Origin of the sequence: Buttiauxella cochleicola (genome assembly GCF_021283185.1) — a bacterium.
In the GTDB taxonomy this organism is placed as follows: Bacteria; Pseudomonadota; Gammaproteobacteria; order Enterobacterales; family Enterobacteriaceae; genus Buttiauxella; species Buttiauxella massiliensis.
On the sequence record NZ_JAJSOS010000014.1, the window covers coordinates 14,479 to 30,109 of the forward strand.

The 15,631-nt window shown below is 50.5% G+C and carries 11 protein-coding genes; 5 read left to right on the top strand and 6 right to left on the bottom strand.

All coding sequences use genetic code 11. The features are described 5' to 3' along the window. Positions 1-7: 7 nt before the first annotated feature. Together ppc and LVQ76_RS19065 are read left to right on the top strand one after the other, a co-directional pair. Positions 8-2,659 carry a phosphoenolpyruvate carboxylase gene (gene ppc, locus LVQ76_RS19060; protein WP_232866030.1) on the top strand — a complete coding sequence of 884 codons (2,652 nt, stop codon included), beginning with the start codon at positions 8-10 and terminating at the stop codon, positions 2,657-2,659. A gap of 115 nt (positions 2,660-2,774) precedes the next feature. Continuing rightward, a complete protein-coding gene (locus LVQ76_RS19065) occupies positions 2,775-3,635 on the top strand; it encodes an AraC family transcriptional regulator (RefSeq protein ID WP_151995351.1) in 861 nt (286 codons plus the stop codon). Here the strand turns inward: LVQ76_RS19065 and LVQ76_RS19070 are convergent. Genes LVQ76_RS19070 through LVQ76_RS19090 form a run of 5 tightly spaced genes read right to left on the bottom strand, consistent with a single transcriptional unit; the run spans position 3,622 to position 8,581 of the window. Next, positions 3,622-3,966, bottom strand: coding sequence for a PTS fructose-like transporter subunit IIB (locus tag LVQ76_RS19070; protein WP_232866028.1), 345 nt, complete (start codon positions 3,964-3,966; stop codon positions 3,622-3,624). The two genes, LVQ76_RS19065 and LVQ76_RS19070, sit on opposite strands and share 14 nt — an antisense overlap. A 21-nt stretch (positions 3,967-3,987) precedes the next feature. After that, on the bottom strand, positions 3,988-4,863 hold the full coding sequence (locus LVQ76_RS19075) for a [formate-C-acetyltransferase]-activating enzyme (protein ID WP_232922272.1): 876 nt from the start codon (positions 4,861-4,863) through the stop codon (positions 3,988-3,990). Then, positions 4,829-7,126, bottom strand: coding sequence for a formate C-acetyltransferase (locus tag LVQ76_RS19080; RefSeq protein WP_232905358.1), 2,298 nt, complete (start codon positions 7,124-7,126; stop codon positions 4,829-4,831). The genes LVQ76_RS19075 and LVQ76_RS19080 overlap by 35 nt, the downstream gene beginning before the upstream one ends. 29 nt (positions 7,127-7,155) lie before the next feature. After that, the gene (locus LVQ76_RS19085; RefSeq protein ID WP_034461400.1) at positions 7,156-7,476 is read right to left on the bottom strand and encodes a PTS fructose-like transporter subunit IIB; all 321 of its coding nucleotides are present in this window, start codon (positions 7,474-7,476) and stop codon (positions 7,156-7,158) included. A gap of 22 nt (positions 7,477-7,498) precedes the next feature. Next, complete coding sequence (locus LVQ76_RS19090) at positions 7,499-8,581, bottom strand: PTS fructose transporter subunit EIIC (protein ID WP_232866025.1); 1,083 nt, start codon at positions 8,579-8,581, stop codon at positions 7,499-7,501. 308 nt (positions 8,582-8,889) lie between these two features. Between LVQ76_RS19090 and ptsP the strand changes: the two genes are divergently transcribed. Genes ptsP through gldA form a run of 3 tightly spaced genes read left to right on the top strand, consistent with a single transcriptional unit; the run spans position 8,890 to position 13,201 of the window. After that, a complete protein-coding gene (gene ptsP, locus LVQ76_RS19095; protein ID WP_232922273.1) occupies positions 8,890-11,391 on the top strand; it encodes a phosphoenolpyruvate--protein phosphotransferase in 2,502 nt (833 codons plus the stop codon). Positions 11,392-11,412: 21 nt separating this feature from the next. Continuing rightward, positions 11,413-12,075 carry a fructose-6-phosphate aldolase gene (fsa, locus tag LVQ76_RS19100; protein WP_232922274.1) on the top strand — a complete coding sequence of 221 codons (663 nt, stop codon included), beginning with the start codon at positions 11,413-11,415 and terminating at the stop codon, positions 12,073-12,075. 22 nt (positions 12,076-12,097) lie between these two features. Next, the gene (gene gldA / locus LVQ76_RS19105) at positions 12,098-13,201 is read left to right on the top strand and encodes a bifunctional L-1,2-propanediol dehydrogenase/glycerol dehydrogenase (protein WP_232922275.1); all 1,104 of its coding nucleotides are present in this window, start codon (positions 12,098-12,100) and stop codon (positions 13,199-13,201) included. A gap of 54 nt (positions 13,202-13,255) precedes the next feature. Here the strand turns inward: gldA and katG are convergent, their stop codons facing one another. After that, entirely contained in the window at positions 13,256-15,436 is a 2,181-nt protein-coding gene (katG, locus tag LVQ76_RS19110; RefSeq protein ID WP_232922276.1) for a catalase/peroxidase HPI, read from the bottom strand. Between the last annotated feature and the right edge of the window lie 195 nt (positions 15,437-15,631).

Genomic DNA, 15,631 nt, shown 5'->3' on the forward strand with positions numbered 1-15,631 from the left:
GGGTCATATGAACGAACAGTATTCCGCTTTGCGAAGTAATGTCAGTATGCTCGGCAAGTTGCTCGGGGATACCATCAAGGATGCGTTAGGTGAAAACATTCTTGACCGCGTAGAAACAATCCGCAAATTGTCGAAGTCCTCCCGGGCTGGCAATGAAGCTAATCGTCAGGAGCTGCTAACCACATTGCAGAACCTGTCTAACGATGAACTACTCCCTGTAGCCCGTGCATTCAGCCAATTCTTGAATCTGGCCAACACCGCCGAGCAATATCACAGCATTTCAGCCAATGGCGAAGCCGCCAGCAATCCCGAAGTTATCGCTAAGACTCTCCAAAAATTAAAAAACCAGCCGGACCTTAGTGAATCCGCCATTCGTGATGCTGTTGAGTCTTTGTCACTGGAATTAGTGCTGACCGCACACCCAACCGAAATCACCCGTCGCACCCTGATTCACAAACTGGTTGAAGTAAACAGCTGCCTCAAGCAACTCGACCACAGCGACATCGCCGATTACGAGCGTAACCAGATTATGCGCCGTCTGCGCCAACTGGTCGCTCAGGCGTGGCACACCGATGAAATCCGTAAGCACCGTCCTTCCCCTGTAGATGAAGCAAAATGGGGCTTTGCGGTAGTAGAAAACAGCCTGTGGGAAGGGGTTCCAAACTACCTGCGTGAGCTGAACGAGCAACTTGAAGACAATCTGAATTACAAACTGCCGGTCGATTTTGTTCCGGTACGTTTCACTTCATGGATGGGCGGCGACCGCGACGGCAACCCGAACGTAACTGCTGATATTACCCGTCACGTTCTGCTGCTAAGCCGCTGGAAAGCAACCGACCTGTTCCTGCGCGATATTCAGGTACTGATTTCCGAACTGTCGATGGTGGAATGTACGCCAGAGCTGAGTGAACTGGCAGGCCCAGACGCTGCACAAGAACCGTATCGCTGCATTATGAAAGGCATTCGTCAGCAATTGCTGGCGACACAAGCCTGGCTGGAAGCTCGTCTGAAAGGCCAGCGCCTGCCAAAACCAGAAGGTTTACTGACTCAAAACGAACAGCTTTGGGACCCGCTTTATGCGTGTTACCAGTCGCTGCAAGCGTGCGGAATGGGCATTATCGCCAACGGTCAGTTGCTTGATACCCTGCGCCGTGTGAAAAGCTTCGGCGTACCATTAGTGCGCATTGATGTGCGCCAGGAAAGTACTCGTCATACCGAAGCACTCGGCGAAATGACGCGTTACCTGGGCATTGGCGATTACGAAAGCTGGTCTGAAGCCGACAAACAAGCGTTCCTTATCCGCGAACTGAATTCAAAACGCCCTCTGCTGCCACGCCAGTGGGAGCCGAGCGATGACACCCGCGAAGTGCTGGAAACCTGCAAAGTGGTTGCCGAAGCACCTCGTGGTTCTATCGCCGCGTATGTTATCTCCATGGCGAAAACGCCTTCTGACGTGCTGGCCGTTCATCTGCTACTCAAAGAAGCTGGCTGCACCTTCGCTCTGCCGGTTGCACCACTATTTGAAACCCTCGACGACCTCAACAACGCCGATGACGTCATGACTCAGTTGCTGAACATCGACTGGTATCGCGGCTTTATTCAGGGCAAACAGATGGTCATGATTGGCTATTCTGATTCCGCAAAAGATGCAGGCGTGATGGCAGCTTCCTGGGCGCAATACCAGGCTCAGGACGCACTGATCAAAACCTGCGAGAAAGCCGGAATTACCCTGACGCTGTTCCACGGACGTGGTGGTTCTATCGGCCGTGGCGGTGCACCTGCGCACGCAGCTCTGCTTTCTCAACCGCCGGGCAGCCTGAAAGGTGGCCTGCGTGTGACTGAGCAAGGCGAGATGATTCGCTTTAAATACGGTCTGCCGGAAATCACCATCAGCAGCCTGTCGCTCTACACCAGCGCGATTCTGGAAGCCAACCTGTTGCCGCCGCCAGAGCCGAAAAAAGAGTGGAAACATATCATGGAGGATCTGTCAGTGACCTCCTGTGATATGTATCGTGGATATATCCGCGAAAATGAAGACTTCGTGCCGTACTTCCGTTCGGCAACACCAGAGTTGGAACTGGGTAAACTGCCGCTGGGCTCACGCCCTGCGAAGCGTAAACCTAACGGTGGCGTTGAATCCCTGCGTGCCATTCCGTGGATCTTCGCCTGGACGCAGAACCGCCTGATGTTGCCAGCCTGGCTGGGTGCCGGTGCTGCGCTACAAAAAGTGGTCGAAGATGGCAAACAAGATGTGCTGGAAACGATGTGCCGCGACTGGCCATTCTTCTCCACACGCCTCGGCATGCTGGAAATGGTGTTTGCAAAAGCTGACCTGTGGCTTGCGGAATACTACGATCAGCGCCTGGTGAAACCTGAACTGTGGGGCCTGGGCACACAGTTGCGTGACCAACTGGAAGCCGATATCAAAGTGGTACTGGATATCGCCAACGATTCACACCTGATGGCTGACCTGCCGTGGATTGCCGAGTCCATCCAGTTGCGTAACATCTATACCGACCCACTGAACGTCTTGCAGGCCGAATTGCTGCATCGTTCACGTCAGTTGGAAGATAAAGGTGAAGAGCCCAATGCGCAGGTAGAACAAGCATTGATGGTGACGATTGCAGGTGTTGCAGCAGGTATGCGTAACACAGGCTAACGACTTCATTCCTCATTCAAACCTCGCTGCGGCGAGGTTTTTTGTTTTTACTGATGCGCAAAACAGTACCAATGTGGCACCATAACTTATCCCTATTAACCCGCTGCGGCCCACCATGAATTACGACGTAAGCCAAATTCTTTCACGCCTGCTGAACAGCCCATCGGGCATTCAGCACATCTGGTTTGCTGATAACCAGGTTGCCCCATCGGAGCTTGCATATCAGGTTGATTTCCCAAGGATTGAAGTGGTGTTGGATGGTGTTTTAATGGATGCCTGTGACGCAGGTATGCCCGCCAGGCTTGAGCAACACGATGTGCTTTACGTTCCGGCAAAGTGCTGGAATAACCCACAATGGAATACGCCAGTTACAACGTTAAGTATTTTGTTTGGTAAGCAGCAGCTTGGGTTCAGCATTCTGCAATGGGATGGTGTGGCTTTTAAAACACTAGGCAAACAGAACGTTGCTCGCCGCGGGCCACGAATCGGCTCATTTTTGCTACAGGCACTTAACGAACTAGTGATGCAGCCTCACGATCAGCAAACGGCGCGGTTTATCGTCAGCAGTATTCTCAGCCATTGCACTGACCTGCTTGGCAGCCAGATTCAGACAGCATCTCGCAGCCAGGCATTATTCGAAGCTGTACGTGAATATATTGATGAAAAATATGCCGAGCCACTGACCAGAGAATCCGTCGCGCAGGCGTTTTACATCTCACCCAACTATCTTTCACACCTGTTCCAGAAAACCGGGGCCGTTGGTTTTAACGAATACCTAAATTACACTCGCCTGGAACATGCCAAAACGCTGCTTAAACGTTACGATCTGAAAGTTAAGGAAGTGGCTCACGCCTGCGGATTCATCGACAGTAACTATTTTTGCCGCCTGTTTAGAAAGAATACGGACAGGTCACCGTCTGAATATCGACGCCAATATCATAGCCAGTTGACCGAAAAATCCATCAACTCAGAATGATGTGCGTGTGTTGCGGAGTACCAAAGATTCGTCGCACTGCGGACATCGTTTTTTGCGGCTCCCGAAGGAATGCATTAATACCGGTTTGTACGCAACGGCAATGATTGAAGCGTGTTGCTCCCGCCAGTTCAATATCAGTAATTAGCAATACAACATCGGCTTGCTCAATATCCATTTGGGTCAGTTCGTTTTCAATTCCCAGCGCTCCCTGAGTCTCTATTTTTACTGACCATTTTTCTTGCTGGCAGAGTTTTTCGAGCCGTTCGGCAGCCATATAGGTGTGAGCGACACCGCTAACACATGCCGTTACTGCAACCAGATGTCGAGTCATCCTCACGCTCCTCCATTAAGGCTAGCCACCCATTGTCACACGGAAACCGGCATTTTCTGCCATCTGTTGCAACGGGGTGATATCTGATACGCCAGGTGGCGCAATACCCTTCATATTCCATGACCGACCCAGTAACTGATATTTCGGCTCACCGTACTGATGGAATGGAAGTAAATGAAGATCGGTAAGTTTTAATGGAGCCAGGAACTGCAGGATCTCCACCATATTACCTCTTTCAAGAGTGTAGCCGGGTATCAGCGGAACCCGTGGAATTACATGAATTCCAGACTCCACCAGCATCTTTAGGTTCTGCAGAACTCTGGGCTGGTTGATGTTCAGCACTGATTTTGCCTTTTCACTGTCCATAATCTTCACATCGAACAACACTTCATCACACTGCTTTGCCAGAGCGAGAATTTTCTCAGGAGCGGCATCACCGGCCGTCTCAATTGCGGTATGAATACCTAACAATTTTAGACGTTTTAAAAATCGCGTAGCAAAAGCCGCCTGCATCAAAACTTCCCCGCCAGAAAGCGTCACTCCACCACCTGAAGAACGGAAGAAAACGTCGTCTTTAAGAACCTCTTTTTCCAGCTGAGCCAGAGAGTAATCGCGACCGATTCTTTCCATTGCTCCAGAAGGGCATTCATCTGCATCATTCAGACAGGCTGAGCAATGCAGGCACTTTGACAATCGTCTTACGGTTTCAATTTTCCCGGAAATAGACTCCGGGTTAGCGCACCATGGACAGTAATGTGGGCAACCTTTAAAGAAAACTACTGTACGGATCCCATGACCATCATTTAGAGAGTAGCGCTGAATATTGAAGATCCGTGCTTTTATTGCATCGTCTTCAATAACCTCACAGTTGATGCGCTGTACGGCGGATAATGTCATCCTGAATCTCCTTCGACAGCTCAACAAAGAAGGCGCTGTATCCCGCAACCCGAACTACCAATCCAGCGAAATCCTGCGGGCGTAGTTGAGCCTCACGAAGGGTTTCGGCATTCACGACGTTGAATTGAATATGCTGCAATTTAAGCTTCGTGAACGCGCCAATGAAATCTGCCAGTTTATGAAGCCCAGCATCACCTTCCAGCGTGCTGGGAGTGAATTTGACGTTCAACAACGTACCGTTGGAGAGTAAATAATTATCCAATTTACTGACCGATTTCAGCACCGCCGTTGGCCCCTGACAGTCCTGGCCCAACATTGGAGATAAACCACCATCAGCCAATTGCTCACCCGCATAACGCCCGTCAGGAGTGGCACCGACGACTGCCCCCAATGGCACATGGGCTGAAACGGTGTAAGAGCCTGGAGTAAAATATCCACCGCGTGGATTACGATACTTCTCGACCTCTTTACAGTAGAAACGCAGCAGATCAGCACTAATGTTGTCTACTTCATCAATATCGTTGCCGTACTTCTCGAAGCGGTTCATCAACCGTGCGCGTATTTTTTCCCCTTCTGGGGTAGCAAAGTTCTCTTTCAATACCGCCAGAAGTTCATCAAAACTTAAGCGTTGCTGTTCAAACACCATGCCATTTAGGGCATATAGCGAATCACTCAAGTTAGCGATACCTATCCCTTGAACACCAGAGAAGTTATAACGGGCACCACCCTCAGTAATGTCTTTACCATGGGAAAGACAATCATCGATAAACGATGAAAGCAGCGGAACAGGCGCCCAATCACGGTGGCCGATATCACAAATGTTACTACCCTCAACCATCAGCTTGATGTAGTGGCGAATTTTGTCACGGATTTGCTGCAACAAATTCTGATAATCCAGTTCGCTATTCCCTTCGTTTTCAAGTAGCACAATTTCCATGACCTTCAAAAGATTGAACATGGCAATATCATGCAAACCGTAGGTTCTCCCAGGAATTGATAGTTCCACACATCCAACAACGGCGTAATCACGAGCATCCTCAAGCGACACTCCCCGATTAAGGAAAGCAGGCACCACAACTTCGTCATTAAAAATTTGTGGAATCCCAGTTCCCAGCCGCACAGTTTCAGCTGTTTTTAGCAAGAAGGGGCGGTCAATCAGTTCATTCACGCGCACCCCAAGATTCGGCTGCGGCAGTTGAATGCTCTGGTAGGCATCCAGACACAAGAAGGAGAGTACATTTACCGCGCTGCGCCCATTTTCTGTCAGACCACCAAGCAAAATGGTGTATCCCGTTGGGAAGCCGGCGAAATAACGGGCGCTACTGGTGGAACGCAGCAGGACGATGTCATTACATTTCACCCACAGCGATTCCAACAGTTCGCGCAGGAATGCTGGACTTTCGCCGCGATTAAGCGACGCCTGATAAAATGGCAGCATGTACTGATCAAATCGGCCAAGCGATAGCGAACTGGCGTTGGATTCGTACTGCAAAATGATATTCATGTACCAAAACAGCTGACATGCCTGCCAGAAATCTTCTGGTCTGGAAGCTGCGTTATGGCGGGAAATCTCGGCGATTTTCTGTAACTCATCGCGACGACAGGTGTCTGTGCATTCTGCAGCCAACGTCTCAGCCAGCTCGGCATAGCGCAAGATATGTCGCTGTGAAGCCTCCAGTAAAATCAATGCCGCTTGATAGAAGTGATTTCCTGGTGCTTGCTGGCAATGCTCTCGCAATTCCACCACCAACTTACCCAACCCATTCTGCAGCAGCCGCGGGTAATCAATAATGATATGCCCCTGCCCTTTATCGGTCTGGTTGACGCTAAAAATTTGCGTTTTTACTGCCGCTTTGACTTCATCCGTCATCTGACTATTGATGAAATCTTTCATTGAGCGTTTTTCCCAGTAAGGATAAAGCTGTTCGCGGTAAAGCTCTTTATCCTGCTCACTGATCTCAAAACGGTCTTGTGGGCGAGTCGAAAACTGCTCCAACTCTTTAAGCAGCCAGTAAGGGTCCATCTCCGGTGACATAATTCCGGCACGCGGTTTCACGGTTCGATTACCCGCGATCAACTCATCATTACGAATCGCTATTTGCACATTATCCAGAATGTACGCTGTTGCCTTAGCGCGACGTAACAACACATGTTCACCTTCTGTTGTACGGTGGCTAGCGGTATACAACATGGCGCGTTCCAGCGAAATTTCTCGCGGCTGGGCAAACAGTGCTAATTTCAGGCGTTCGATACGATGAGTCATGATGTGTTCCTTACTGGTCATTCAAAGGCTCAGGCGGTTTGCGCCAGATGGGCTTCAATTTTGCTCATGATGGCGTCAGCACGTTTCACCGCATCGCTAATGTTGACTCGCACAATGGTTTTACCGGCAAAGCGCTCTTCCATTTTGATGCCAATATCTTTGGTCAAAATCACCATATCAGCACTGGCAACATCTGCGGCACTCAGTTCATTTTCAAGACCAATAGAACCCTGGGTTTCCACCTTCACTTCCCATCCTTTTGCTTTGGCTGCACTTTCCAGTGCTTCGGCAGCCATATAAGTATGTGCAACACCTGACGGGCAAGCGGTAACAGCAATAATCTTAGTCATGGTTAATTCCTTTTCGGCTCAATCAGTTAATTTCAAAATCCAGATCCAAATCATCTTCCGCTTTCGCTGGCATATCAGTCTGTTTTTTACGGGCAAAGGTTTTCAACAGGTTCACGCTAACTGCCGTGACGACCGCTCCTACCAATAACGCCACGATAAAACCAAGCTTGCCGTCAACAACCGGTAGCACGATTAATCCACCCCAACCTGCGTAGCATTGTGCTCCCATCAACGCAGCGGTAACCGTTCCGCATACAGAACCCAGCATGATGGAAGGAATAACGCGTAATGGGTCAGCAGCAGCGAATGGAATAGCCCCTTCAGTCACACCAACACAGCCCATAACCACCGCCGCTTTACCCGCTTCACGCTCTTCTCCGGTGAAGTTTTTACGGTTCATGAGCGTTGCCAGGCCAAGACCCAGAGGTGGAACAGCAATACCGACAGCAGCAATGGCCACTACGCTATACACGCCCTGCGCTACGCAAATCAGCATAAAAGCATAAGCAACTTTGTTAACCGGGCCGCCCATATCAAACGCCAACATCAGCCCCATAATCACCGCCAGAACAACGATGCTGCCTTGCTGCATCCCTTGTAACCAATGGGTTAGATTGCTGGTTAATGTACCGACAGGCTCGCCCAGCCCCCACATCATGATGCCCGCAGTAATAAAGGTGCCGATAATAGGAATGACAAAGATAGGCATCACCGAGCGCAGTATTTTTGGTACGGGGATTCTCTTGAGATAGAAGACAACAATGCCACCGATGATCCCCGCAATAATCGCCCCGAAGAAACCAGCGCCGAAACTGTTACCGACCCAGGCACCAATCGCACAAGGCGCCAGCGCCGCGCGTTCTGCAATGGAATAACCGATGTAAGCCGCAAGGAAAGGCACCATCAGCGTTAAACCAGCCACGCCAATATCGAATAGTTTTTTCAGGTTGGGATCGTTGAGCGCATCTGGTACCGCGCCTTTGCCATACAACATGACGGAAACAGCCAGCAAAATACCGCCTGCAACCACGAATGGAATCATATGTGACACGCCTGTCATTAGATGCTGCCGCGTATTTTTGAGGATCTGGACCAACTCTTTCATAAAGCACTCCTGGCCTAAGCGGCTCATGTCCTAAATATTGGGGACACAATAGGCAATCCCAGAGTTGGCAGACAGTGGACAAAAATGCCATTTACTGGATTTTTGTAATGCTTAAGGAAAAATGAGATCCGTCTCAAAAGTTAGAGTTAATGGCCTCACTATTAACTAAGGCTGGTTTTGTGAGATATCTCGCAAATAAAACCAGACAATACATTTGTCCAGCTTTTGACAGTTTTGTCCCGTGGCGACTCCCGATGAAGGGCTCTTATCCTGTAGACATTGTTTAGAGTTAGCTCAGGAGAACGTCTATGGCACTGGTTATAAATTTCCGTTGTGACTTACCCAACGGGGTACATGCCCGCCCAGCCAGTCATGTTGAAACACTGTGCAATCAGTTTTCTTCGACTGTTGAATGGATTAACTTGCGCACAGAGCGCAGTGGAAATGCCAAGAGTGCACTGGCACTTATTGGTACGGGGACGTTAAAAGGAGACGACTGCCAGTTACTGATCTCAGGCAGTGATGAAGAAGGAGCCTTCAACAGGCTTTCCGTTTTCATGCAGGACGAATTCCCTCACTGTGATGCTCCTCTACCAGAAACGCACAATAGTGAAGCTGCCCCGATTCCTGAATCCCTTGCACGCCTGAATCCCACGCTGTTTCATGCAAATCCGGTTTGTGGCGGAAGTGCCAGTGGCACACTGATACAACTCGCTTCCCTCGATTTAAACAAACTGGGGGAATTACCTGCGGCAGGAAATATAGATGAAGAGCAGGAGAAACTTGAGAGCGGGCTCGAAAAATTACTGAAAACCATCAACCTCCAGTTACTAGGAAATGACGGCACAGCGAGCGCCATTCTTGAAGCTCACCGTTCTTTGGCAAGCGATGCTTCATTGCGCACACTGCTTCTGGAACATGTCCATAATGGTGCCAGCAGTGCCGCTGCTGTGGTAAAAACAGCAGAACACTTTTGTAATCAATTTTCCCAGTCAGGTAGTGCTTATCTGGAAGAGCGTGTGCTTGATGTTCGGGATGTCTGTTTTCAACTACTGCAACATATCTATGGGGAACAGCGCTTCCCAGCACCTGGCAAGCTTCAGCAAGCCGCTATCTGTTTAGCTGATGAAATTACGCCAAGCCAGTTTCTTGAGCTGGATAAAACCCTACTCAAAGGTCTCCTGTTACGTAGTGGCGGAACCACCTCTCACACTGTCATTCTTGCTCGATCATTTAATATTCCAACTTTGGTGGGCGTTGATATCGACGCACTCACGCCGTGGTTGCAACAAACAGTGCAGATTGACGGTGATCTTGGTTTGGTCGTGGTAAATCTTAGCGAAGCGGTAAAACGCTATTACCAGCAAGAAGCTTATGTGCAGCAAGTCCTGCACGATCAGCAAAAAGTCTGGCTCAACCAACCAGGACGTACTGCTGATGGTCTTCGTCTGGAAGTGGCAGCAAACATTGCTCATTGCGTTGAATCAGCTCCGGCATTTAATAACGGAGCAGAGGCTGTGGGCCTGTTTCGGACTGAAATGCTCTACATGGACCGCGCTCATGCCCCTTCCGAAGATGAGCTTTACAACATTTATTGTCAGGCGTTGGAAGGTGCAAACGGGCGCAGCATTATTGTGCGCACAATAGATATCGGCGGCGACAAGCCGGTGGATTACCTGAATATTCCTGCAGAAAACAATCCATTCCTCGGCTATCGCGCCGTACGTATTTATCAGGAATACCTGTCACTTTTCCACATTCAGTTACGCTCAATTTTGCGGGCATCTGCACATGGATCGTTAAAAATCATGATCCCGATGATCTCCTCAATGGAAGAGATCTTGTGGGTTAAAGATCAACTCGCGGAAGTGAAGCAGTCACTACGTAGCGAACATATCCCATTTGATGAAAAAATCCCCTTAGGCATCATGCTTGAAGTGCCATCGGTAATGTTCATCATCGACCAATGCTGCGAAGAAATTGATTTCTTTAGTATTGGCAGCAACGACCTGACGCAATATCTACTGGCCGTTGACCGGGACAATGCGAAGGTCACCCGTCATTACAACAGCCTGAACCCTGCTTTCTTACGAGCTCTGGATTACGCCGTGCAGGCAGTGCATCGCCAGGGGAAATGGATTGGGCTATGTGGCGAGCTGGGAGCAAAAGGCTCAGTTCTCCCGCTGCTTGTAGGTCTGGGGCTTGATGAAATCAGCATGAGCGCACCTTCCATACCCGCAACAAAGGCACGTCTGGCCCAGCTTGACAGCCGAGCCTGTCGCCAGTTGCTTAATCAAGCGATGGCGTGCCGCACTTCTCTTGAAGTCGAACACTTATTGGCGCAATTCCGTATGACTCAGCAGGATGCACCGTTGATCACAACTCAGTGCATCTCCCTTGATAACAACTGGGGCAGCAAAGAAGAGGTCATTAAGGGAATGACCGATAACCTACTTATCGCTGGGCGCTGTCGTTACCCACGCAAACTTGAGGCCGATTTATGGGCGCGGGAAGCCGTTTTTTCGACAGGTTTGGGCTTTAGCTTCGCTATTCCGCACAGTAAATCAGAACATATCGAGCAATCGACGATTAGCGTCGCCCGGCTCCCTGCCCCCGTTCAGTGGGGAGACGATGAGGCACAATTTATCATTATGTTGACGCTAAATAAGCATGCGGCAGGCGACCAGCATATGCGAATTTTCTCCCGCCTTGCGCGCCGCATCATGCATGCAGAATTCCGTGACTCCTTGGTAAATGCCACAAATGGCGAAGCCATCGCGGTTCTGCTAGCCCGTGAACTGGAACTGTAACTCACCCAAGAGGAAAAATTGATGGAGCTTTATCTCGATACAGCAAACGTTGCGGAAGTAGAACGTCTGGCGCGAATCTTCCCATTACAGGGAGTGACAACCAATCCGAGTATTATTGCCGCAAATGGCGAATCTATATGGGACGTACTGCCGCGTCTGCAAAATGCAGTGGGTAAAGAAGGCCGTCTGTTTGCACAGGTGATGAGCCGCAGCGCGGATGGAATGGTTGCAGAGGCGCAGAAACTCAGAGAGTGCGTTCCAGGTCTGGTGGTAAAAATTCCCGTTACTTTTGAGGGTCTGGCGGCGATTAAGCAGCTAACTGCTTTGGGCATTCCTACGCTGGGAACAGCTGTTTATAGCGCTGCTCAGGGATTGTTAGCTGCTCTCGCCGGAGCTGAGTACGTTGCTCCATATGTTAACCGCGTTGATGCGCAAGGCGGGGATGGCATTCGCATGGTTCAGGAGCTGCAAGCTTTGCTTGAGCTTCACGCTCCTGACAGCAAAGTTCTGGCAGCCAGTTTTAAAACTCCGCGTCAGGCACTGGATTGTTTACAGGCAGGATGCGAATCCATCACGCTTCCCCTTGATGTCGCCCAGCAATTTTTGGCTGCGCCAGCAGTAGAATCGGCTGTGGTGAAGTTTGAAGAAGACTGGCAGAAAGCGTTTGGTCGCCTGAGCCTGTAACGGACACAAAAGGAGGCAGTGAATGGATCGCATAATACAGTCACCGAGTAAGTATATTCAGGGCGCTGAGGTTATTTCCCGCCTCGGCAACTATCTCAAACCACTGGCTGAGCGCTGGTTAGTAGTCGGAGACAAATTTGTCTTAGGGTTTGCCGAGTCCACACTAGAAAAAAGCTTCAAAGATGCCGGACTGGGATTCGAAATCGCACCTTTTGGCGGCGAATGCTCGCAAAATGAGATCGACCGTCTACGTAGCGTAGCTGAGAAAGCACGATGCGGCGCCGTGCTCGGTATCGGCGGCGGTAAAACGCTGGATACCGCCAAAGCACTGGCCCACTTTATGGGCGTGCCGGTTGCCGTAGCGCCTACGATTGCTTCTACTGATGCACCTTGCAGCGCATTGTCCGTGATTTATACCGATGAAGGTGAGTTTGACCGCTACCTGATGCTACCGAACAACCCGAATATGGTGATTGTAGATACTCAAATCGTGGCGAATGCACCGGCACGCCTGTTAGCCGCAGGCATCGGCGATGCGCTGGCCACCTGGTTTGAGGCTCGCGCCTGCTCTCGCAGCGGTGCCACCACCATGGCGGGTGGTAAGTGTACTCAGGCAGCACTTGCGCTGGCTGAGCTTTGCTACAACACGCTGATTGAAGAAGGTGAAAAAGCGATGTTGGCCGCCGAGCTGCATGTCGTGACCCCTGCCCTTGAACGCGTGATTGAAGCCAACACATATCTGAGTGGCGTCGGTTTTGAAAGTGGTGGCCTGGCCGCAGCCCATGCGGTGCATAACGGTCTGACGGCAATCCCAGATGCACACCATTACTATCACGGTGAAAAAGTCGCATTCGGTACACTGACGCAACTGGTGCTGGAAAACGCGCCGGTAGAAGAGATTGAAACGGTCGCAGCACTTTGCCACTCCGTTGGCTTACCGATAACGCTGGCGCAACTGGATATCAAACAGGACGTTCAGGAAAAAATGCGCATCGTGGCAAAGGTGTCTTGTGCGGAAGGTGAAACTATTCACAACATGCCAGGCGGTGTCACTTCCGATCAGATTTACGCAGCACTGCTGGTCGCCGACCAGTACGGGCAACGTTTCTTGCAAGAGTGGGAATAATACCGATAAAAAAATCCCCGCTTTTTTGCGGGGATTTTCACGATTAAAGCAAGCTTACTTCAGATCGAAGCGATCCAGATTCATCACTTTCACCCATGCCGCCACGAAGTCTTTCACAAACTTCTCTTTAGCATCACCGCAGGCATAAACTTCCGCCAGTGCACGCAGCACAGAGTTGGAACCGAAGACCAGATCCGCGCGTGTCGCTGTCTGCTTCACTTCGCCAGTTTGACGGCAGCGGCCTTCAAACAGTTCTGAAGAGTCATCAGTCGCCTTCCATTCCGTGTCCATATCCAGCAGATTGACAAAGAAATCGTTACTGAGCACACCTAAACGCTCGGTGAATACACCATGCTTGCCGCCATCAAAATTCGCACCCAGCACACGCATACCACCAACCAACACTGTGAGTTCCGGTGCGGTCAGAGTCAGTTGCTGTGCTTTATCAATCAGCAGGGATTCTGTTGTCGACGCATCCACACGAGCACGGTAGTTACGGAACCCATCTGCTGCAGGCTCCATCAGGTTGAACATCTCGATATCGGTCTGATCCTGGCTGGCATCAACACGCCCAGGAATAAACGGCACGCGAACGCTGATACCAGCCGCTTCCGCTGCCTGTTCAACACCCACAACACCCGCCAGTACGATGATATCGGCCAGTGACGCTTTACCAGACGCTTTCTGAATGGCTTCCAGCGCAGGCAATGCACGAACCGCTAAAGCATTCACATCCCAGTTGCGCTGAGGTGCCAGTGCCAGGCGCGCACCATTGGCTCCGCCACGTTTATCGCCGCCACGGAAAGTCGACGCCGACGCCCAGGCTACAGAAATCAATTCACTGACAGAAAGGCCAGAATGGGCAATTTCTGCTTTCAGGTGATCAATATCAGCAGGCGTTGGGCTGAATGTCGCTTTCGGCAACGGGTCCTGCCAAATCAGTTCTTCTTTTGGCACTTCCGGGCCGATGTAACGCGCAATTGGCCCCATATCGCGGTGGGTCAATTTGAACCATGCGCGAGCAAAAGCTTCATTGAAAGCTTGTGGATCATTGAGGAAGCGACGGGAAATTTTCTCGAATTCCGGATCGAAACGCAGCGTCAGGTCGGTGACCAACATTGTCGGTTTACGTTTTTTCGATGGATCAAACGGATCGGGAATAATTTCAGGTGCATCGACCGCTTCAAACTGAATTGCACCAGCAGGGCTGCGTGTCTGTACCCATTCAAATTTGAACAAGTTCTCGAAGAAGTAATTACTCCACTGGGTTGGCGTTTGTGACCAGACAACTTCCAGGCCAGATGTAATTGCATCAGCACCTGCACCACTGCCGTAGCTGCTCGTCCAGCCTAAGCCTTGGGCTTCAATCGGTGCAGCTTCTGGATCAACACCCACATGGGTTGCCTCCGCCGCACCATGGGTTTTGCCCAACGTATGACCGCCAGCGATAAGCGCTACAGTCTCTTCGTCGTTCATCCCCATATTGCCGAAAGTAGCACGAATGGCAGCAGCGGCAGAGAGTGGTTCACCGCTGGCGTTTGGCCCTTCAGGGTTAACATAAATCAGCCCCATCTCGGTCGCGGCCAATGGACGTTTAGCAAGTGCCTCCGGGTCGCGATGTTCCAACCAGGCTTTTTCATTACCCCAGTTCACATCCAGATCTGGCTCCCAAACATCTTCACGTCCGGCACCAAAACCAAAGGTGCGGAAGCCGGAGTTTTCCAGCGCTACGTTCCCCGCCAGTATAAACAGGTCAGCCCAGGATATTTTCTGGCCGTATTTCTGTTTGATAGGCCATAGCAGGCGGCGAGCTTTATCAAGGCTTACGTTATCTGGCCAGGAGTTAAGTGGAGCAAAGCGTTGCTGACCACGACCTGCGCCACCACGTCCGTCCAGGGAACGGTAAGTGCCGGCACCATGCCAGGCCATACGAATAAATAGCCCGGCGTAGCTGCCCCAATCGGCAGGCCACCATGGCTGGGAATCAGTTAGTAATGCTTTTAGGTCGCCTTTCAGCGCGGAATAATCGAGTTTGCTGAATTCTTTGCGGTAATCAAAATCTTCGCCGAGGGGGTTAGAGCGGTTTGAATGCTGATTGAGGAGATCAACACGGAGTTGTTTCGGCCACCAGTCCCGCGTGCTTGTTCCGGCTCCTGCACTCACATCATGACTGCCCTGATGAAACGGGCACTTCCCTGCGGACAACGTATTATGATCGTTTTCGTTTGTGCTCATCTTCCTGCTCCCTTCACTATTTTAATACCAGGATATACAGCTCTGCAGATAAGTTATAGATGAAAAAAACTACAGATTTGATAGTTATTTCCTGCTGGCTAATGAGCAACATAGCAAAAGTCTTCCGAAGAAACGTCGACAGCAACATAAACTTTCAAAACTTAACATTAGAAATGAAAGGGGTATTTGGAGGAG